The 21141-nt window shown below is 42.3% G+C and carries 13 protein-coding genes and 1 tRNA gene; 5 read left to right on the forward strand and 9 right to left on the reverse strand.

The genetic code is table 11. The annotated features are described in order from the left end of the window. Positions 1 to 67: 67 nt before the first annotated feature. The 5 genes from HWQ44_RS25160 to HWQ44_RS25180 form a co-directional block, all read right to left on the reverse strand. On the reverse strand, positions 68 to 1501 hold the full coding sequence (locus HWQ44_RS25160; RefSeq protein ID WP_292724429.1) for a vWA domain-containing protein: 1434 nt from the start codon (positions 1499 to 1501) through the stop codon (positions 68 to 70). Between the two features lie 255 nt (positions 1502 to 1756). Then, a complete protein-coding gene (locus tag HWQ44_RS25165) occupies positions 1757 to 1936 on the reverse strand; it encodes an SEC-C metal-binding domain-containing protein (RefSeq protein WP_292724430.1) in 180 nt (59 codons plus the stop codon). Between the two features lie 113 nt (positions 1937 to 2049). After that, positions 2050 to 2118: transfer RNA gene (locus HWQ44_RS25170), tRNA-Phe, on the reverse strand. A 32-nt stretch (positions 2119 to 2150) separates the two neighbouring features. After that, complete coding sequence (locus tag HWQ44_RS25175) at positions 2151 to 2876, reverse strand: hypothetical protein (RefSeq protein ID WP_292724432.1); 726 nt, start codon at positions 2874 to 2876, stop codon at positions 2151 to 2153. A gap of 471 nt (positions 2877 to 3347) precedes the next feature. Beyond that, entirely contained in the window at positions 3348 to 3548 is a 201-nt protein-coding gene (locus tag HWQ44_RS25180) for a hypothetical protein (protein ID WP_099100993.1), read from the reverse strand. Positions 3549 to 4281: 733 nt separating this feature from the next. On the opposite strand from HWQ44_RS25180, the gene HWQ44_RS25185 reads away from it, so the two are divergent. Beyond that, positions 4282 to 11376 carry a cadherin domain-containing protein gene (locus HWQ44_RS25185; protein WP_292724434.1) on the forward strand — a complete coding sequence of 2365 codons (7095 nt, stop codon included), beginning with the start codon at positions 4282 to 4284 and terminating at the stop codon, positions 11374 to 11376. A gap of 106 nt (positions 11377 to 11482) precedes the next feature. On the opposite strand, the gene HWQ44_RS25190 is transcribed toward HWQ44_RS25185, so the two are convergent. Next, positions 11483 to 11761: a hypothetical protein gene (locus tag HWQ44_RS25190; RefSeq protein ID WP_292724435.1), complete on the reverse strand. Its 279-nt coding sequence runs from the start codon at positions 11759 to 11761 to the stop codon at positions 11483 to 11485. Positions 11762 to 12305: 544 nt separating this feature from the next. Continuing rightward, the gene (gene ruvC, locus HWQ44_RS25195) at positions 12306 to 12797 is read right to left on the reverse strand and encodes a crossover junction endodeoxyribonuclease RuvC (RefSeq protein WP_292724437.1); all 492 of its coding nucleotides are present in this window, start codon (positions 12795 to 12797) and stop codon (positions 12306 to 12308) included. A gap of 174 nt (positions 12798 to 12971) precedes the next feature. On the opposite strand from ruvC, the gene HWQ44_RS25200 reads away from it, so the two are divergent. Together HWQ44_RS25200 and tsaE are read left to right on the forward strand one after the other, a co-directional pair. Further along, positions 12972 to 14342 (forward strand): gluconeogenesis factor YvcK family protein, encoded by a 1371-nt coding sequence (locus HWQ44_RS25200; RefSeq protein WP_292724445.1) that lies wholly within the window; start codon positions 12972 to 12974, stop codon positions 14340 to 14342. Positions 14343 to 14417: 75 nt separating this feature from the next. Beyond that, positions 14418 to 14873: a tRNA (adenosine(37)-N6)-threonylcarbamoyltransferase complex ATPase subunit type 1 TsaE gene (gene tsaE / locus HWQ44_RS25205; RefSeq protein ID WP_292724447.1), complete on the forward strand. Its 456-nt coding sequence runs from the start codon at positions 14418 to 14420 to the stop codon at positions 14871 to 14873. A gap of 833 nt (positions 14874 to 15706) precedes the next feature. Here the strand turns inward: tsaE and HWQ44_RS25210 are convergent. Beyond that, positions 15707 to 16882 (reverse strand): patatin-like phospholipase family protein, encoded by a 1176-nt coding sequence (locus tag HWQ44_RS25210; protein ID WP_292724449.1) that lies wholly within the window; start codon positions 16880 to 16882, stop codon positions 15707 to 15709. Between the two features lie 614 nt (positions 16883 to 17496). Then, complete coding sequence (locus HWQ44_RS25215; protein ID WP_292724451.1) at positions 17497 to 18816, reverse strand: dihydroorotase; 1320 nt, start codon at positions 18814 to 18816, stop codon at positions 17497 to 17499. 406 nt (positions 18817 to 19222) lie between these two features. On the opposite strand from HWQ44_RS25215, the gene lepB reads away from it, so the two are divergent. Together lepB and HWQ44_RS25225 are read left to right on the forward strand one after the other, a co-directional pair. Further along, positions 19223 to 19864 carry a signal peptidase I gene (gene lepB, locus HWQ44_RS25220; RefSeq protein WP_292724452.1) on the forward strand — a complete coding sequence of 214 codons (642 nt, stop codon included), beginning with the start codon at positions 19223 to 19225 and terminating at the stop codon, positions 19862 to 19864. Positions 19865 to 20085: 221 nt separating this feature from the next. Continuing rightward, complete coding sequence (locus HWQ44_RS25225; RefSeq protein WP_292724454.1) at positions 20086 to 20880, forward strand: MOSC N-terminal beta barrel domain-containing protein; 795 nt, start codon at positions 20086 to 20088, stop codon at positions 20878 to 20880. Positions 20881 to 21141: the final 261 nt, after the last annotated feature.

Raw genomic sequence — 21141 nt, forward strand, 5'->3', positions numbered from 1 at the left:
AAAGCTCGTAATTGAATGGAGAGCATTGCTCATCATTTCTACTGACAAGCAATGCCATATTCTAACCTTACTTATCCTCTCTTACAGGCAACGGCATATCCAAAATCTCCATCAGCAAATCCAGGCGAGAGGGGCGCGTCAGGAGTGGGACGATGTTCGGCAAACTGTAGTAGTCACCCGCGAAAGTGAACGTATCTACAGGTGCTTGCTGCTGCTTTAATTGACTCTCCACCCAGTTGTAATGAGTACCCACACGGACAATCACCACATTGGGCATTATCGCCAACTCCCGGCAGTAGTTCTTGTAAACTTCACCGAAGTAAGGAGCCGCATTTTCGCCCTCATCCGTCACCAAAATTATCTGGTCAACTACCTGCTTCTTCTTCCGCATTGCTTCCAATGCACAGCCGATGCTAGTACCACCGCCTGCATTGATGTGCTGGAAGGCACGCTCCCAGTCAGTCAACTCTTTGCCCTTTGCCGTAACAGCGTAAGGAATGGTGTCGAAGGCGTAGACAAACAGTTCTGCGTTAGTGATACCAGAGATTAGGGCAGCGAGTTGCTTACCGATCGCGATCGCATTTTCCATTGAACCAGACTTGTCTACCAATAAAGCAGTTGGACGAGCGATCGCACCACGCCGTTTCACCTGTTCGTTTGTCACCTTTTCCAGTTGGGCAACGGTGTCTGCGTCAAAATCTCCTGCGTCTGTGGCAATCTGTGCTTTGAATGCTGAGACACGCCCACTCTTAGACGCTGCTTCCAGTTTGGAATCAATCAGCTTCTTAACTTGTGGGTGATCCATTGCACCTCTAGTCTGGAGAGACTTGAGGTTGTTGATCGCTTCTTGTGGAGACATGCTATTGATTAACGCCACCAAGACAACTGGTGTAAGTTGCTTGATTGCACCAATTGCGATCGTGTAGGGAATTTTGAACTCCACAATCAGCCGTGCCTGTTCTGCCGCACTTTCTGCTTTAGCAAGCTGCTTCAGCACATTTGCTAAGGAACCCTCTGGAGGAGTATCGCGGAACAGAATCGCATTTGCCCGCTCATTTGGCTTGATGTGCAGCGAAGCATATAAGTGCTTCATTGCTTTACGACTTCGCAAAGCGGCGCGATCGAACAGAGCCGGATTGCTCTCCCGTGTCTTCAAGTAACGCCGTACCGCAGTCCGAGCGGAACGAGGCAGTTTATTCTGCTGCTGCTTCATGAAGTCCACCACACGAGCTACCTGATAGGGTGGAAACTCTTGCAGCATCATAAATCCAGCATCTCGGTGTTCAGTCAAATTGCTAGTTAACAAATGAGCAATAAACACCTCCTTGTGGTCGCGGACATCACCATGACGCTGATACCAAACTGCCAGGTGTCCGTAGAAGATGGGATCGAGTTCAACAATTAACTGATGAATTTCTGCGACTTGCTCAAGTTTGCGGTGAGGAGTTGTGAGCAAACTGTTGAGCATTTCCAAACGCAGGTCACGTTCTGCGGTATTCATTATGAACCTCCTCTAGTTGTGATGAATGAGGAGGCAGATGTTGCACGCGAGGTGATATCACCGCGCAAGTTGTAGAAGCATTGTGTATAACTTGTGCAGAGTTATGTAAGCTTCTGCGATCGGGGCGCGGCAACAACTGCCAAGTAAAAGGGACTGGGGATTAGGGATTAGTGACTGGGTAATGAGCGAAAAATTATCAAATTTGCTCTTATTCCCTAAAAGTAGTAGCTGCGTAAGCTGCCATCATATCTGCCGCTATTGCGACAGCACTTTTTGAAAGCTGCGACCAGAACCACAAAGACAAAGGTCATTGTTACCAAGCTTTTCTTGTAGTTCCTTGTCGCCATGAACGAGGCGATTGCCACGTTTGACAGCTTTTTCAGATGGGTAGCCACGACGACGTTTGCTTGATGGTTCAAAAGCAGAAATCGTCAAATTCGTCGAAATTTTCAGGCTCGATGTTGAAAGAATTAATTTTTTTCATCGTACTCACCTCCATATTGAAATGAAATAAGATCACCTCGTGCAAGTCGAAAAAGCTGTTGATTCACACACGGGATTTGAAACCGTAGTTGCTTGAGCTTCAGTCAAGTGCCTTACCATTCGGCTAGTATGTAAGCTTTTTCAGTTAGGGCACGAAGTGAAAATTTTAGGTTTTAGAAAGTTGATTTAAAATAAATCGAATTTCTTTCTTGTTACACTGCTGTTTCCTAACAGCGTAAATCATTCGACCTCTATACATTGCCGCAGAACGATGAATTATCCCTTTGACAACATCCGTCACATAATGAGTTGGTGGCGGTGGAAAATCTTCAAAGGTAATGAAATACCAAATGTCGTTTAGCTTCTGGTATTGATGATAATTATCAATGATGACAATATCACTTTGTTCCTGCTTTTGCTTCTGCTTTCGAGGCACTGTCTCGACTGCACAAAGAATTCTGGTTTCAGGATGGATATAGAAGCGATCGCGTTGGCTTGTATTTAGCTGATTTCGATACCCTTGATAAGGCTTGCTATAGAAACCACCATCAATTATTTCCACATGCCGTTCAACATAGTCCCACACATGATCGATAACATGCTGTCCTGCCATTGTGCTGGGATCTAGCCGTTGACACAGTTGGCTGTAAACCTCATTCCAAGGTTGTCCGACTTGCGATCGCAAAAAACGACGCAGAGGGCCGAGATGGTCTGAAAGATACTTGGATTTATTTATTGGTTTAATCAGGTAGGGATTCAACAATCCATCCTGAATGGCATCCTGGGTGATTTTGTATAATTGCTTCTTAAAGCCAGTCACCTTTTTGAGGCTAATTCTCCTCCCACCGCGAGGACGCTCAATTACAATCTCGCTCAAACGATGTTCGCTCATATCTCACGTTTTTTAAATGCAGTTGTACTAATTGAGTTGTTATTAAACATGAGTTAGCTAACATCATTGAACTCACCTCCGTATTGAGTAAAGGTTATCGATAAATACAATTCAAATAATTGAAATTCCGCACAAGTTAGCAAAGCAGTTTTCACAATTGCCTATACCAATTTGGCTACGCTCCCATCAAAGGGAGCGACAGGAATCGAACCTGTGATCCGTTGCCGGATAGTGTGTAGACTTTACAAGTTAGGGCGCGGAATTAAGTCTTAATTCATTCCGTGCAAGTTCAAGAAGCTTTTTACAGCTACGGTCGCTCTTACCAAATATTGGCAGTGGGCACGCACGCTAAATCTGCGAGAGACTTAGAAATCATGCTTCGCTTATTCGATCGCTCGAATTTTACTACCTTAGGGCCGTTATCAATGTGTATGTATGCTTTTTCTGTTAGGGCACGGATGACTAGGAAATTTAACCATAGACAGCTTCAGGGCGGACGATCAGATCGCCACTAGGACGGCGATCTATTACGTAAGCAGAAAGGCGATCGCTATTCACATCTAAATGCCGAGCAACGCGCTCTTTCACTGCCAGATCATTCATCCCTGCTGCAATTCCCAATTGTGTTTTTGGCACATCAACAGAACGTCCTTCAAATCGAATATGAACCATTGCAATCACCTCTTGTTTTAATTACGAATTGATATTAGTGGATCTGATCGGGATTGAACCGATACCCTCCCTGTGAGAGTTACACTCACACCTCGTGCAAGTTGAAAAAGCTGTGGTTACACCGCAGGAATCGCACCTGCAACTTATCGTTTTAGAGACGATAGCTCTACTATTGAGCTAGTATGTAAGCTTTTTCTGTTAGGGCACAAGTGACATCTAGGAACTCTACCGTTAGAGCTACAGACCCAAGTTTAAATCAAGCCGATGCTCTTATTGAGGCGATGTTACTCGACTTATTGAGTAAGCATTTACGCAACTTCAATCGAAGTAGAGTCTAGTGGAGCCGTCGGGAATTGAACCCGAATCCTGCAACCGTCCGTTTGTTGGTTTCGGAGCAGTCGAACACCAATCGCGGCCCCAACCAAAAGTGGACATTACCGAAAGAGGTTGCTAAACTAATCCCCAAAAAGTAGCATCTATACAATTGTCAAGGTTCCGAGAGGTTTTAGTTTTGCCTTTTGAGGAGGCTTTTATCTTTATACTACATTTGTAATACAAAATCTACATAATGTCAAGAGGATACTACAAATTTTTTAGTAGGACTTACGTACAAGAGATCCCCCAACCCCATTAAAAAGTTAGCTCTCCCTGAGCTTTAGCCAGTTTCAAAGAGTTTTGCCCTGCTGTAAGATTATTAACTCCTGTGCATTGAGCTTTAAGTGGCGTTGCATATTTGCGGATTGTTACCCTCAATTCAATCAACGAAGATCCGATCGCACCGTCTGGAGCAGTCGGTACCTTAGTTTCCTCATTAGTGAGCTTAGGAGGAAACGTCAACGACCCCAACAGTGGAGCAGTAACTGGTATAGCTATTACTGCGGCGAACACTATTAGCGGTTCGTGGTGGTACAGCACTAACAATGGGGAAAACTGGTTGAGTTTGGGTACAGTGTCCAATATCAGCGCTCGCCTGTTGGCAGCAGATGCTAACACCCGTGTTTATTTCCGCCCATCCTCTAACTTCAACGGCAATATCAGCAACGCCATCACCTTTCGTGCTTGGGATCAAACTAATGGAACAAATGGTGGCTTGGCCAGCACAAGTGCTAATGGTAGTTCCACCGCTTTTAGTAGTACTACTGACACAGCTTCAATTACGGTTAATGCTGTCAATGATGCACCTGTAGTTACATCCATTTATCCTTTAAGTATTCCTGAAAATGCTAGCAACGGCACAATCATCGGTACTTTAACAGCTACAGATGTTGATGCAAACACCACCCTTTCTAACTGGGCGATCGCAAGTGGAAATATAGACGCAGATGGTGACGGTAATCAAGCTTTCAGTATTAACCCCAATACCGGACAGTTGGCTATCAATGATCTTGATGACCTTAATCCCCAAAGCAACCCCAGTGTAAATCTGCAAGTCAACGTCAGCGATGGTATTGTAACCAGTGCCAACCAAAACGTTACTATCAAACTCGTACTTAATCCTGGTGACCTCGACACTAGTTTTGGTAATGGCGGTATAGTAACTACTACTTCTAATATTTACGCTCGCTGTGTTGCTATTCAGCCGGATGGCAAAATTGTTGTCTTCGGAGGTTTTGGTCAGTTTGATTTAGCTCGCTACAACATTGACGGCAGTTTAGACACTAGTTTTGGCAATGTAGGTAAAGTTAACACTTCTATCGGTAGCGGAACTGAAGATGGGTATAGCGTTGTTCTCCAGTCTGACGGTAAGATTGTTGTTGCTGGGTATATTTGGGGAGACAGTACCCAACCGAACCAACCAGATTTTGCTCTGGCACGTTATAACGCTGATGGTAGCTTAGATAACAGCTTTGGCAACGGTGGCAAAATTATCAGCAATTTTGGTGAGGACTTCGGTCACAAAGTCTTGGTTCAAGCAGACGGCAAGATTATTTTAGCGGGGTATATCGGCAACGGTAATGCAGATTATGTTTTAGTACGCTACAACACCAATGGCAGTCTAGACACAAGCTTTGGGAATGCTGGCAAAGTCAATGGTACAAAAGGCTATGCCGTTGCAATTCAGTCTGATGGTAAGATCATTGTTGGGGGAACAGCTACCAATGGCAGTGACATTGATTTTGCCCTAACACGCTATAACAACGATGGTAGCCTGGATACAAGCTTTGGCAATAGTGGTAGAGTTTTAGCAGCGATAGGTAGTTCTGGTGAAGAAATCCATACCATTGCAATTCAGTCTGACGGCAAAATTGTTGTTGCAGGAAGAGTATGGAAGTACGTGAATGGTAGTAGCTATAATCAAGATGACTTAGCCATTGCCCGTTTTAATACGGACGGCACTATAGACGCTAACTTTGGCAATGGTGGTAAAGTGATTACGCCTCTTAGCGCTAGCACTAGTGACCGTGCTAATAGTCTGTCTATTCAGCCAAATGGCAAAATTGTTGTTGGTGGCTATATTGATAGCGGAACTAGCAGCCTTAATCGCACCACTGTTCTATTAGCTTACAATCCTGATGGAACTTTAGATAGCAGCTTTGGCACAGGCGGTCAGGTTATAACTTCGATTAAGAGTCAATACGATGAGACTGATGTCGTTGCGACTCAATCGGATGGCAAGATTGTTGTTGTAGGCAGTGTGAATAACAGCTCCTTTGCAGTAGCACGCTTCCTCGGTGTTTCTAACGTAGTACCTCCTGCGGTTGCGAATACAGCACCCACTTTAACTGATACCATCGTCACCCTCAATGCCATTAATGACAATGCAGGTACACCTGCCAGTACAGTCGGCACATTGGTATCATCCTTAGTCAGCCTTAACAGTAATGTTACAGACCCCAACAACGGCGCTTTAACAGGCATCGCAATTACCGCTACTAACACTGATAATGGTACTTGGTGGTACAGCACTAACAATGGCACAATCTGGAATTCTCTGGCTACAGTGTCTGCAAGTAGCGCTCGTTTGCTAGCAGCAGATGCTAACACCCGCATTTACTTCCAGCCTAATGGTAATTTCAATGGTGATATTGGTAATGCTCTCACCTTCCGTGCTTGGGATAAAACTAGCGGTATTAACGGTGGTACTGCTGACACCACAGTTAATGGTAATACTACTGCCTTCAGTAGTGCCACAGACACTGCTTCTATAATAGTCAAATCTACCGCACCTGTCTATCATCAACTGGCAGAGAGTGACTTTAGCCAAGACTGGTCAAATCCAAATTTAATTAATATTGATGATGATTGGAGCAACATCCCCAGCATCAGAGGATTCCGAGGCGATAATTTAGTCAGTAGTACTGGCATTGACCCACAAACACTGCTTACTAATGGTTCTTTAACTCCTGTTGATGTGAATGCTAATCAAAGTAATCCTAGTACTTACACAAATAGCGGTGTTACAGAATTTGTATATGAAAGTAACCCAACTATTGCTCTGCGAGGTTCATCAACAGCTGTAGCACCCCATTTGGTGCTTTATTTAAATGCTACAGGACGTCAGAACGTCCGGCTAAATTTCACGCTCAAAGACATTGATACGTCAACACGCAACTCTATTCAACCAGTTGCTGTACAATATCGCATTGGTAATACAGGGGATTTCATCAACCTGCCAGCAGGTTTCGTCTCTGATGCTTCTAATAACGCCACAACGCCCTATTCATCCGATGCACGAGAAGCACGCTTAAGCGTTTTGTTGCCACCTGAAGTTAGCAATCAGGCGCAAGTGCAAATTCGCTTGATTACAACTGATGCTAATGGGGAAGATGAGTGGATTGGGATTGATGATATCAAGGTGACGAGTACAGCTATTAGTGCTAATCAGGCACCAGTGGCAACAAACGATAGCTATTTAGTTTCGGAAAACTCCTCACTGACGACTGGTGCTGCAATTACAACACTGATTTTAGATAGCGATCGCGGTAATTATATTGGTCAAAGCGATTATTATAGCTATACTCCAGCTACAGGTAATTTTGGGGCTTCACGAGCCTACCCAACAAACACTAGTAGCAATAATGCTGTACGAGTTACTTACACTGAACCTGGAACTGGTGGTAAATCGTGGGATCTTTCATTTGCAGCTCCATTTAACGCACCACTCACAGCAGGTACAACATACACAAATGCGGCACGTTTTCCATTCCAAGCTACCAATCAGCCTGGTTTAAGTGTCAGTGGTGATGGACGTGGATATAACAGCCTGACTGGTGAATTTACTGTTAACCAAATTATTTACGGTGTTGGCAGTGAGATTCTCAGCTTTGATGCCACATTCCGAGAAAATGGTGATGGCGACCCGATAAACGAAAGCTTTAAGGGACGCATCCAATACAATGCTACATCCGGCAATCAACTTCTTGATGTACTTAGAAACGACACCGATAGCGAAAAAACAACCCTGAAAGCAACCCTTGTATCTGGGCCACAAAACGGCAACTTAGTATTCAATGCTGATGGCTCTTTTAATTACACCCCCAACACTGGCTTTAAAGGCATCGATACCTTCGCCTATCGGACTAACGATGGCATTGCTGATTCTAATATTGCCACAGTCTCCTTAAAAGTAGGTGTTAGTGATGCCCCTGTTATCAGCAGTTGGCCAGGATATGCTGCTGGCTACACAGAAAATGCCCCTGCTCTTTTGATTACAGAATCTTATACAACTGTTAGTGACCCAGATTCTGCCAACTTTGAAACTGGTAAATTGACTGTTAGCTTCAAGAGTGGTGGTAGCATCGATGATCGTCTAGCCATCCGTAACGAAGGCGCTAACATTAATCAAATCAATCTCAACGGTAATATCGTCAAGTACGGTACTCTCTTAATCGGTACTTTCTCTGTAGGTACTGGAAGTGAGAGTTTGGTAATTAACCTAAATGCCAATGCAACACCCGTTGCTGTCGAAGCTTTACTGCGTAATATTACTTATGCAAACATCTCTGAAAACCCTTCAACTACTCCTCGTACTATTGAAGTTGTCCTTACAGACGGTGATGGTGGTATCAGTGCTGCGGTGAGTAGAACAGTTAATGTTAAAGCTACCAATGATGTACCAATTATTGGCACGCCAGCAACTAATTTGCTAATTTACGATGAAAAAACTGGCAAGTTCCCCACAGAAGCGGCATCTGCCCCTAACGGCCCTTGGTTTTCTCGTCTGTTCACATCAAACGGAGGTGGTGTAGCTGGTGCGGGTAATTCAGTAGCTAACGGAGTTTCTACTGATAGTAATAATCCTGCTTACGCTGGTTACACTAACCACGGAATTATTAACCAGTACATACCTGGTTCTGGAGAGCAAATTGACTTAACTACCAGTCCTCTCAATGCCGCTTTCCCCATTCTGAATACTCAATCGGGCTATGCCCTTAGCTTTACCGCGCAACTGACTTCAGAAGACCATAGTTCTTCAGGAATTGTAGATAAAAACAATGATGGTAAAGCAGATACTGCTGGTTTTAGCGTAATTGCAATTGGCAACGATCGCAAGGGTATCCAATTAGACTTTTGGACAAACCGGATCTGGGCACAAGAAGACGGCTCCCAAGCTCCCGCTACAAATCCAAACCTGACTTTGTTTACTCAAGCAGAAGGAGTCAACTTTACTACCACTAATCGCGTAAACTACAATTTGACAATTCAAGGCAACTCCTACACTTTATTTGCCGACAATAATCTGATCCTTAACGGCAGACTGCGTGATTATACTGGTTTTGTACCTCCCACCAGAGTTCCTGACATCTATGAAAAATCCAATTTAATTTTCTTGGGAGACTATACGCCTTTTGCCCAATCAGCACTTAAGCTGGGTAGCATTGCAATTACCGCGAATTCTGACTTACCCGGTGTTACAGTCAATGAGGATACTTCAGTCCCAATTCCTGGCATTGTAATTAATGACCTTGACGCTGGAACTTCTGCCCTTACCGTCATTCTCACAGCAACCAAAGGTACAGTTACAGTAAAAAGCGATGTGGTAGGTGGTTTAACCTCAACCAGTATAAGCAACAACAGTAGTAGCAACGTTACTCTCACTGGTACTGTTAGCCAAATTAATGCCACCCTCGCTGATATCGTTGGACTAACCTATCGAGGTAACGCCAATGTCAATGGTGCTGATATCGTTTCCATTGCTGTGAGTGATGGAAATACAGGAGGAAGTACTTCTAAAAACCTACCAATTACTATTAACTCAGTCAATGATGCTGCTGTAATTACTGCCAGTCAAAGCTTCAGCGTTAATGAAAATACCAGCAATGGTACAGTGGTTGGTACTGTAGTTGCTACAGATGTGGATGGCAGCACTTTCTCCAACTGGACAATTATTGATGGTAACTTAGATAGCGATCGCGATGGCCAAGCTGCCTTTAATATCAACTCCAGCACCGGACAAATTACTGTCAACGATAGTGATGACCTCGATTTTGAGAGTAATCCCAACTTCCAGTTGCAAGTTACTGTCAGCGACGGCATTAATGTTAGTACTGTACAAGCCGTTACAATCAACCTTCAAGATTTCAGTGAAAATACTCTATATGGTACAGCGTCAGCCGATCTTTTAACGGGAAGCCTAGCTGATGATATCATCTACGGTTATGCAGGTAGCGATCGCCTTTATGGAGAAACAGGCAAAGATACCATTTATGGTGCTGCTGGCAATGACTCTCTCTATGGTGGTGCTGGCAATGATATCCTCGATGCTGGTGATGGCAATGACTTTCTCTACGGGCAAGAAGGCAACGATCGCCTCATCAGTGGGGCTGGCAATGACTTTCTCTATGGTGGTGCAGGTGATGATTTCCTCGACGGTGGCAATGGCAGTGATTCTCTCAATGAATCAGGTGATGTCAACTTTACCTTGACTAACAGTCAACTGTCTGGGCTAGGTAATGACACCCTCATTAGTGTTGAACGAGTAACTTTGACTGGTGGTATTACTGACAATATTTTAGATGCTTCAGCCTTTAGTCTTGGTAACGTCTCTCTCTATGGTGGTTCTGGCAATGATTACTTGTTAGGTGGCAGTATCAATGACTACCTCTATAGACAAGATGATAGCGATCGCCTCTACGGTAATGCTGGCAATGACTATCTATATGGGGGTAATGGTAATGATAGTCTCAACGGTAGTGTTGGCAATGATTACCTCTACGGAGAGAATGGCAATGATAACCTGATTGGTGGTGCTGGCAATGATTACTTTTTCGGTGGTGTAGGTGATGATGCCCTCGATGGTGGCGATGGCATTGATTCTTTAACTGAATCAAGTAATGTCAACTTTACATTGACTAACACTCAACTTTTTGGGTTAGGTAACGATACCCTCACCAGCATCGAACGAGTAACGCTGACTGGTGGTATTAGTGACAATATCTTGGATGCTTCAGCATTTAGTCTTGGTAATATCTATCTCTATGGCGGTACTGGTAATGATACCATCAACGGTGGTGCTGGCAATGATTACCTTTATGGACAAGATGGCAGCGATCGCCTCATTGGTGGTGCTGGCAATGATTACCTTTATGGGGGTAATGGTGATGACTTACTCAATGGTGGTGCTGGCAACGACTACCTCTATGGGCAAGCGGGGGCGGATATCTTTGTTCTCGCCTCAGGTAATGGTACTGATACCATTTATAACTTTCAGGATGGCATTGATAAACTTGGTTTATTTGGTGGTTTGACTTATGGAGCTTTGACTATCTCTGCAAGTGGCAATAATACTTCTATTCGGATTACTTCCACAAATCAGGTGTTAGCTACTTTAACTGCCATCAATCCTAGCTTAATTGGCGAGAATGATTTTATTCCGTGTGATGTTTAACGTAAGTTTGGAGTGCTGAGTTAGGGGGGGAGGAGTTAGGAGAATGGATTCTTCGTTTTGAATTTTGAATTGATTTGTCTCCCCCTGCTTCCCTGCACTTCTTCTCCTATGCACTAGTCGAAGTCTTTTTACTCAAAGCTTCTGCTTTCATTTTTGCATTCACTTTGGGATATTTACTTAAGACAGAAGTGCTTAAATCTATGTTTTCCGAAGATGATGTTGAAATTGACGAATTAGAGCTAATTTCTTCCGTTTGTTGATCTAATGGTGTTTTTCCTTCCCATGAGTAATTACATATTTTACTATGAAGCAGTGTACCAAATGTAATATTAATTACAAAGGCAAATGAATCGACGAAGATTATGTCTATAGCTCGATTAATCATGAGTCCTCCCTTGATCTGATGAAAGCATCAAGTGATGTTTGAATTTGAATTTGACTACACAAGGCACAATGCTTCTTCCAGAAATCTCCCGAAATACTTGTAACTTAGTTTTGGTAGTCTGATTACATATAAAAAAGGGAAAAGTGATGATTAGGAATTAGCTTCTGCTAATATCTAGCACTTTGGGTATAAAATAAAAATATCACTTTGATTGGATACGACTATTATATAAATCTCTTACACAATATCTGATGAAAAAAGTCATGAATCTGACCATGACTTTAGCCACAATTTATCGGTTTAGTGGCTTATATACTAAGACTTTACTGTATCAATCCTATCTCTCCATACTCTTTTATTTTGCAAATATATTGTTATAAATAGTACGATATCAACAGCATCTATTAAGCAGGATTATTTACTTAATAGATTTTATTATCAGTAATCACCCGAACTTGATATTAGACCTCTCCCCAACCCCAGAGCGGCTACATCTCCATTACAAGTATTTATCTGAATTTATCCGAACATGATATTACAACACCTACAACTGATAAGAAGCAGTCAAAGCTACCGCCAAAGCATCCGCAGCATCATCAGGCTTGGGAATTTCATCTAAATCCAACTCCCGCGCCACCGCTTCTTGCACTTCCGACTTATCGGCATTGCCATACCCCGTTAAAGCTTGTTTAATTTGAGCAGGCGTAAACTCTACATAGGGGAGACGACGCTGCCCCAACACCAAAATGACTATACCCCGCGCCTGTGCAACCAGGATTGTACTTGACATACGATAGAAGAAGAGTTTCTCGATCGCAACCAAATCCGGTTGAAATTCCTCCATCAAGGTGTGTAAATCATCGAATAAGGTACATAGGCGCTGTCCCATTTCTACATCTGCCGACGTTTTAATTACCCCAAAATCCAGCATATTTACTGTAGTCTCTGGCACTTTGTTGAGCTTTTGTGTATAGCTAATTGCCCCAAACCCTAAAATTGCCAGTCCTGGATCTAATCCTAAAATTCGTTTTTCCATTAAAATCACTTTTACCAAGCCAGGGTATTGTTTAACTAGGAATACTGGCAATCTTGACCACTTGCTCTTAGTCTAATGGGATTGACAAATATAATAGTTTCACGCCTAGTGTTTTAAACCAAGTGGTGTACGTTTTCTGTTAATTATTGTTTGTAGCACTGCTCCGAATCAGGTATGTCAAATGGTTTTCTCAGACAAGCCCTCAACGCCCTGCAAAAGCAGTCGCGCTCTCGTACTTCCTATCGGGTTAACCAGTGGTTCAAATGGTTATCCCCTGGACTATCGGTAAAACGTTGGTTGTTGATCAGTGTTGGGGGTGTACTGCTGGCGAGTTTGGGGTTAGCTATTTGGATTAAGCTCACCCCAATTTTTTGGATGATCGAGTTGGTTAGGGGTTTCCTGGGAGTAATCACCAACATGTTGCCCAACTATATCAGCGGGCCTTTGGTGCTGCTTGGCGGTTTGCTGTTAGTACTTTGGGGGCAAACTCGCACCGTCGGCTCAATTACTAAGGTACTGAGAGCAGAAGGTGGCGAGGAACTCATTGATGTCTTGATGGCTCATCGTCGATTGTACCGAGGCCCGAAAATAGTGGTAATTGGTGGTGGTACGGGACTTTCTACGTTGTTGAGAGGACTGAAAACCTACAGCGCGAATATTACTGCGATCGTCACTGTAGCTGATGATGGTGGATCTTCTGGGCGGTTGCGTCAAGAATTTGGAGTGTTACCACCAGGCGATATTCGCAATTGTTTGGCTGCACTAGCAGATGAAGAAAAGTTATTAACAGAATTGTTTCAATACCGTTTTCGGGCTGGAGATGGGTTAACGGGTCACAGTTTTGGCAATTTGTTTTTAACAGCAATGAGTGATATTACTGGAGATTTAGAACAAGCAGTTGCAGCCAGTTCTAAAGTGCTAGCAGTGCGGGGGCAAGTACTACCAGCAACTCTCAGTGATGTTCGCCTCTGGGCAGAATTAGCCGATGGTCGCCGGATTGATGGGGAGTCTAGCATTCCCAAAGCTGGTGGTAAAATTGTCAAAATAGGCTGCATTCCAGATAATCCTCCAGCGGTGCCAGCAGCTATTAAGGCACTTAAAGAAGCTGATTACATCATTATTGGCCCAGGTAGCCTTTACACTAGCCTGATTCCTAATTTATTAGTACCAGAAATTGCCGATGCGATCGCTCAAACAGCTGCCCCCCGTATTTATATCTGCAATATAATGACTCAACCAGGAGAAACTGAAGGCTATACTGTTGCCGATCATATCAGAGCAATTGATGCTGCTTGTGGGCAAAGACGGCTATTCGATGCTGTGCTAATACACAAAAAATCCCCCTCGGAGCAATCACTCATCCGCTACGCCCAACAAAACTCCCATCCCGTTTTCCTGGATAGAGAAGCCGTAATTCAGCTTGGACGAAGGATTGTTCCAGCTAATGTTTTGTATGAAGATGAAACGGGTTTTGTCCGTCACAATCCGCAGAAACTAGCACAAGTGTTGTTACGGTGGTACGGTAAAGGTCATCACGGAAGATAAAAATTAGTCATTAGTCATTACTCATTTGTCCTTTGTTTAGACTAATGACTAATGACCAATGACCAATAATTAATTATGAAAATTTTTCTTGCGGATACAGAGGCGACGCTACGCTTAGGTATTACTCTTGGTGAATCCCTGACCCCTGGGAGTGTAATTTTACTAGAAGGTGATTTAGGCGCTGGTAAAACTACCTTAGTTCAAGGCATTGGCAAAGGTTTGGGAATCGCTGAACCCATTGTTAGCCCCACTTTCACACTGATTAATGAGTACACAGAAGGACGCCTCCCCCTTTACCACCTGGATTTGTATCGCTTAGAACCACAAGAAGTTGCAGCCCTGAATTTAGAAAGTTACTGGGAAGGTGTTGAAGTCATGCTAGGAATTGTGGCAGTTGAATGGGCAGAACGATTACCCTACAAGCCAGATAGTTATCTGAGTGTGAGTTTGACTTATGGGCATGGGGGCACTCGTCAAGTCGAACTCACACCATTCAATTGTGCCATTAGCAAAGTTATTGCCGCTATTTAAGCTCATCTCTCGACTTAAGTCCGAGGGATTTAACTTTTTTAATCACAACACTAAAAAATTTCTGCAAATAGTCAAGGGAGAACTTTACACTCGTCCTATCTGCCACTACCACGCTCGCCACTATCAGTCACTAACATTGTTATATCAACCAAAAAATCTCAAATCAGCTTTTCTTCAATCTAAAATTGGCAGTCAGCCAAGCCGACGCCAGTTACTATAACTTTGGGAAAGTTCGCAACGCACTAACTCTCTTGAAAAAGGGTGTCAATCCAGGCGGGCGTATCTTATCCGAATAGTATTGAACCTACAGTGATTCTTAACTAAATGGGATGTATATTCAGGATTGGCATCTAGTAGCTTTATTACTGTAATAAGCAGTTAAAAACTGATTTAGATGGTTGGTGTACGAATCAAGCAAGTGTAAATAAACTGTTGTTGGGTTAAATGAAAGTTTTTACAGAACTTAATCAGCTTAGTTGAAGTAGATTATTTCTCTACTGTCATTTGGAGAAATAATCTGGATTATTTAGCAGTGAAAGCTAGTAGAGAAAAGTTAAACAATAATCAGCTTCTGTATGAGTCCTCTAACTTTCCTTACACTTAGTATTCCCAAGTTAGGTTCAAAATCTATACATAAAAGAAACTAATTTTTAAATTTGTAAAAATAATTTTAATAATTTTAACTAGCAATAAATTCTTTTATTCACATCTGTAATTAGCACTGACGTTAAGAACATATTAACTAAAAATCTCGTATTTCTACAGAAATTATCGTAGAAATACGAGATTTTTTATCCTAAATTAGCTGACGTTAATATGCCTACGTGAATGCACTAGTTATCTCTAATGAAAGAAGTGATCGCCTTTTTGATCGGGGAACCGTAGTCGTCTCTGGTATAGTACGTAAGACCTTGATCAATAAATGCAGAAGTAGTATCTATTAACTCCTGAAGAATCTCGGAATTAGTGTTATCTATTTCTTCACTGACTTTTTCGCCTGTAAATCGGTTTTTTCGATCTTCTGGAGGTAATACAATCCGAGGATCTTTATAAGTCTCTTTTGGCTTGGGTTTAAATGTCTCATTTAAGTCAAACTGAAGACGTAAATAACGTTTAGAATCATACCCACCCATGATTTGTCGGCAAATTGTACTATCAATCTCAGATGTAGGTTCCATAAAGATGTTAGTAAGATTTTTTACCCAGTCTAAGCCTCTCCATTTGCTTATTTGCTCATATTGATATGGTTCACCAGTTTGACCAGTACCAATAGAAAGGATAGAAATATCTTCCAATCGCAGATTATCGAGTTTATATTTTTGCTTGATTTCTGGAGAGACTGAAGACTGACTGATCCTCATAACTAGACTCAAAGCTGCTAGAGAGGGGTTATTAGCAGAAACTCCGCCATCAATGTGGGGAAATTCCCAATCACCAAATTTTTGTTTATCTACAGGTTCTAATTTATATGCTGGAAATAAAGTGGGTGCTGAAGCAGAAGCGGTACATATTTCCCATAAATAACAGTCATCGTACCATCTGTCTCCTAAATCGGGATGACAATTTGTAAAAAAGGTGGTGTTTCGATATAGCGTATCGTAAGCAAGAATCAAAATCATAGGTTTTTCAATATCCTTTATTCTTGTAGATTTATAGGCATCTTTGAGGACGCTAATAATTCCATCATGAGAATATTTAGATTCTGAGAATACATCAATAATTGATTTGATAATAGACGGCAAGTTTTTATAACGCTCTTTTCTCTCTAGTGGGAATATATCTTTACCTCTATCTCTATACAGTTTAATAAGTTCATTACTCTCCTTTCCTATAGCAATCCCTCCTGCTAATATTGAACCAGTAGAAGTACCAGCAATCAGATCAAAGTATTCGTGTAAAAAGTTTCCTTTCCCCTGATTTCTAATTTCTTGTTCTACTTGTTGAAGTATTCGCGCTGCAACGACTCCCCGAATACCGCCACCGTCTAAAGCCAAAATTTTAAAAGACATAGCAATTCTCCTTGATTATTTCTATGGTTATGTTTCCAGACATAGTTTCTGGGGAATACATGACCTGGATGAAGGTCAAGTATTATCAGATTAGTCGCAATAGGGTTTTATTTTGTTTACTCTTATCCGGTTGAAAGAATACCTAAGTTTTTTTAACGTAGATGTGGTACGCCATCGCGCAGCATCTCGTTAGAGAAAATAAGAATAAATAGGTAATCTTATAACAGGAAGGGAGTAGTTATTGAAGATTTGACTTGAAACACTTGCAAATCAATTCAGGGTTTCAAGTTGCAATTTTTGATACAGAGACAAGTCAATACTTTTTGGTTAAAAGGTAAAGGAGGAAAAACAAAAATTTTCGCCTTTTAGGTTTAACCAAACTGCATTGGTCTAGGGCGTGTTTTTCAAGTCTTAGATCCCCCATTAAAAAGGGTAGCCACTGCGTTTTGAAGCAAGTGGCGTGGATTTAGAGGGATCTCAAACGTTAGGAGGCTAAACGAGTAGTTTGAAAACACACCCTAGTCTTGACTCTGGATAGATGAAAATCTTGCCAGTTCAAGTATGACTTTGATATATAGTTATTCGTCTACTACGTAAGCTTAAATAAATATTTGCTATAAGAAAGTTAAAGCTTTACCCCGCACTTGCGTATTTACCTGGCCTTTGTCATAAACTATTTCACCGCCAACAATAGTGGTTTTAGCCCAGCCGGTTAAGTTCCAGCCTTCAAAAGGACTCCAACGACATTTCGTTAAAAGCTCCTCGCGCCGGACTGGGCGGTATGTGTTTAAATCTACAAGCACTAAATCGGCATCATAACCAGGTGCGATCGCTCCTTTATTGGGAATACCATAAGCTACAGCTACAGCTTTAGACATCCAGTTAACAACTTGGGCAACAGTACACTTTCCCTGCATCGCCGCAGTTAACATCAAAGCTAGGGAAGTTTCTACCCCAGGCATTCCCGAAGGACTATTGGGGTATTCTTGAGCTTTTTCTTCTAAGGTGTGCGGCGCGTGATCTGTAGCGATGAAATCAATCACGCCATCGCGTAAAGCTTGCCAGAGAACTTCGTTATCGTGGGGCGATCGCAAAGGTGGATTCATCTGTGCTAAAGTACCAATCTGCTGATATGCACTAGTATTCAACAACAAATGCTGTGGCGTTACCTCGGCTGTCACCCAACTCGGTTTCTCCTGCCGCAGCAAATCTGCTTCTAGCGCTGTTGACATGTGGAGAATATGCAGACGACGTTGATATTTTTGAGAAAGTTTTAATGCCAGTTGGGTTGCCAGCAACGCCGCTTGATCATCTTGAATTTGGGAGTGAACAGCTGGATCGTGAATGTTGGCAAATTCTTGGCGTCGTTGATTGATTCTAGCTTGGTCTTCGGCATGAACGGCAATCAAGCGATCGCCTTTGGCAAATATCGCAGAGAGTGCTGTTTCGCCATCAACTAGCAACTGACCATGCATCGACCCCATGAAAATCTTAATTCCCGGTGTTGGTTTTGCTAAAAGCAAATCTGGTAGATTCTCTGCTGTTGCCCCAATAAAAAAGCCATAATTAACCAAGGACTTGTGGGAAGCACGTTCTAGCTTATCGTCTAAAGCCTGCTGTGTCGTTGTTAAAGGACGCGTATTGGGCATTTCCAAAAATGTTGTGACTCCCCCTTTAGCACAGGCACAACTAGCAGTGAATAAATCTTCTTTGTGTTCTAGTCCAGGTTCCCGGAAATGCACCTGCGGATCAATAACTCCTGGCAACAAAGTTAAGCCTTCTGCGTCAACTTCAGTGGCTAGTGGTGTTTGGGAGATTTCTGGCGCAACTTCGACTATTTGGCGATCGCGCGTCAACACATCCCCAATCATCAGTTCACCATTGGGTAAGATTATGCGAGCGCGGCGAATCAGTAAAATTTGTGGAGATGACATAGGGATAACTTTGTTCAGACAGGGGGCTATGTATTACAGAGAACTATGCTTTTAGGTTAAACTGATTCGCGATCAGAGTAACCAATTTTTGCCACGCGTTAAAAAAAAGTTTATTTTTAATTTATGAAGAACCCCGTCAATCAATTTTGGATTTTAGATTTGGGATTTGGGATTGAGCGTAGCATAGAAGGGATGCGGCTTAGTTATTTTACATTGGTTTCGCCCACCAGAGGCGAGTCATGACCCAGAACAAACACCCCAATCCAAAATCTAAAATCCACAATCTAAAATTGGTAGTCAAGATGCAAACATGACTAGGAAATTAAAATTTTCCCGTTAAGATTAACAGATAAAGTCTCACTAGGCGAGTTAATTACCTACATCTCTCATCAAGTTAAGTAATTTCATGCATAATCAAGTGTCTGATAACAACTCTAGTCAACAACCTGATAATTCCTGGATCGCAGAGCTAGGTAGAACAATTGTATTGAGTATTGTTCTAGCTCTGGGAATTCGTACCTTTGTTGCAGAAGCACGGTGGATTCCTTCTGGATCGATGGAACCGACTCTGCATGGTACGCCAAACCAGTGGGAGGCAGACAAAATCATTGTCGATAAGTTGAAGTATAAATTTGCTGACCCCCAGCGGGGAGATATTGTAGTATTTTCACCTACCAAAGAGCTACAAAAAGAACAATACCAGGATGCTTTTATTAAACGTGTAATTGGCTTACCTGGAGAAAAAATACAACTTAAGGATGGCAAAGTCTATATCAACAACAAACCCCTTCCAGAAGCCAATTACCTCAGTTCTGGGCAGACCACAGTCATTGATGTTTGCCAATCAGGGCCACAGCCACCTTTTTTGGCAAAACCCCAGACTATACCAGCCGATTCATATTTAGTACTAGGTGACAATCGTAACAGTAGCTACGATAGCCGCTGCTGGGGTGTTGTTCCCCGTCAGAATATTATTGGTCGTGCTGTAGTTCGCTTCTGGCCTCTAAATCATGTTGGAGGAATAGATAAATCGCCAATATATCCATAATTAACAATATTGATCAAATGGATTAAGTAACAAAATAATTTTAGATTTTAGATTGGAGACTGCTAAATCGCCAATCTTTAATCCAAACTCCGTCTTGAAAAGTGATGCTCCTGTGTCGCTAACAGGTGCCTACGGCGGGTTGCGCTAAGGCCAAAAGCCGGCGCTCCGACTTTTGTCTCCGACACGCTACGCGAACGCAAAATCCAAAATCCAAAATTGCTATGACGCCTTACCTAGCAAAGATTTTGCTGTATCCAGTTAAGTCACTCGATGGTGTTGAAGTTGAGAACGCTAAAGTTCTTGCCAGTGGCGCACTACAGTATGACCGTGAATTTGCCATTTTTGACGAACAGAGTAGATTTGTCAATGGCAAACGTCACGCTAAAATCCATTTGTTAAGGGCGCAATTTGCACTCTTAAATAGAACTATCTCGTTGCAAATCCCAGATAGCGACTTCCAACAAATTTTTCATCTGGATCAGGAACGGCCAGCATTAGAAGCGACTTTGAGTGATTTTTTTGAGTTTGCTGTCATATTGGGACAAAACTCTCTGATTGGTTTTCCTGACGATACACACTCACTTGGCCCAACGGTAATTAGTACGGCAACCTTGGCCGAGGTAGCTTCTTGGTTTCCCGGTTTAAGTGTAAATGAAATGCGGCGGCGGATGCGTGCCAACATCGAGATTGGGGGTGTACCAGCATTTTGGGAAGATCAGCTATTTTGTGAACAAGGTGATTTAGTCTCCTTTCGAGTGGGAGATGTCCACTTTTTTGGGGTTAACCCATGTCAGCGTTGTATAGTCCCAATACGCGATTCTTACTTAGGGGAAACTTACCCAAACTTTCAAAAAATTTTTACAACCCAGCGACAAGCAACTCTGCCAGATTGGGTTGCTTCATCACCCTTTAATCATTTTTACAGATTGAGTGTTAATACGCAATTACCCCCGTCGTCATCTGGAAAAATTTTACAAATCGGCGATGAGGTTGACATACTTCCACAACAAATTTAACATTTATTTAAAATAAAAAATACTAAGTAAATTTTTTGGGATTTTTTTGTTTTTACTGTGTATTTGCATGACAATTTTAAAATTGTTGTACTTAAATACAAGTTTTTGTACACGTCCAGAGGTTTTGAGAGCAGAAAATCAAGACATCAGCAATTAAAAATTAAATTTAGGATTGAGTGCTAATGGCGACCTGAATTTTAGAATGGCATACTGGAGCTTATGGGTTAAATTTCAGTTCATCCGAGAAAATCTGTTGACATA

It is taken from the genome of Nostoc sp. JL34, from assembly GCF_017114945.1.
Taxonomy (GTDB): Bacteria; Cyanobacteriota; Cyanobacteriia; order Cyanobacteriales; family Nostocaceae; genus Nostoc.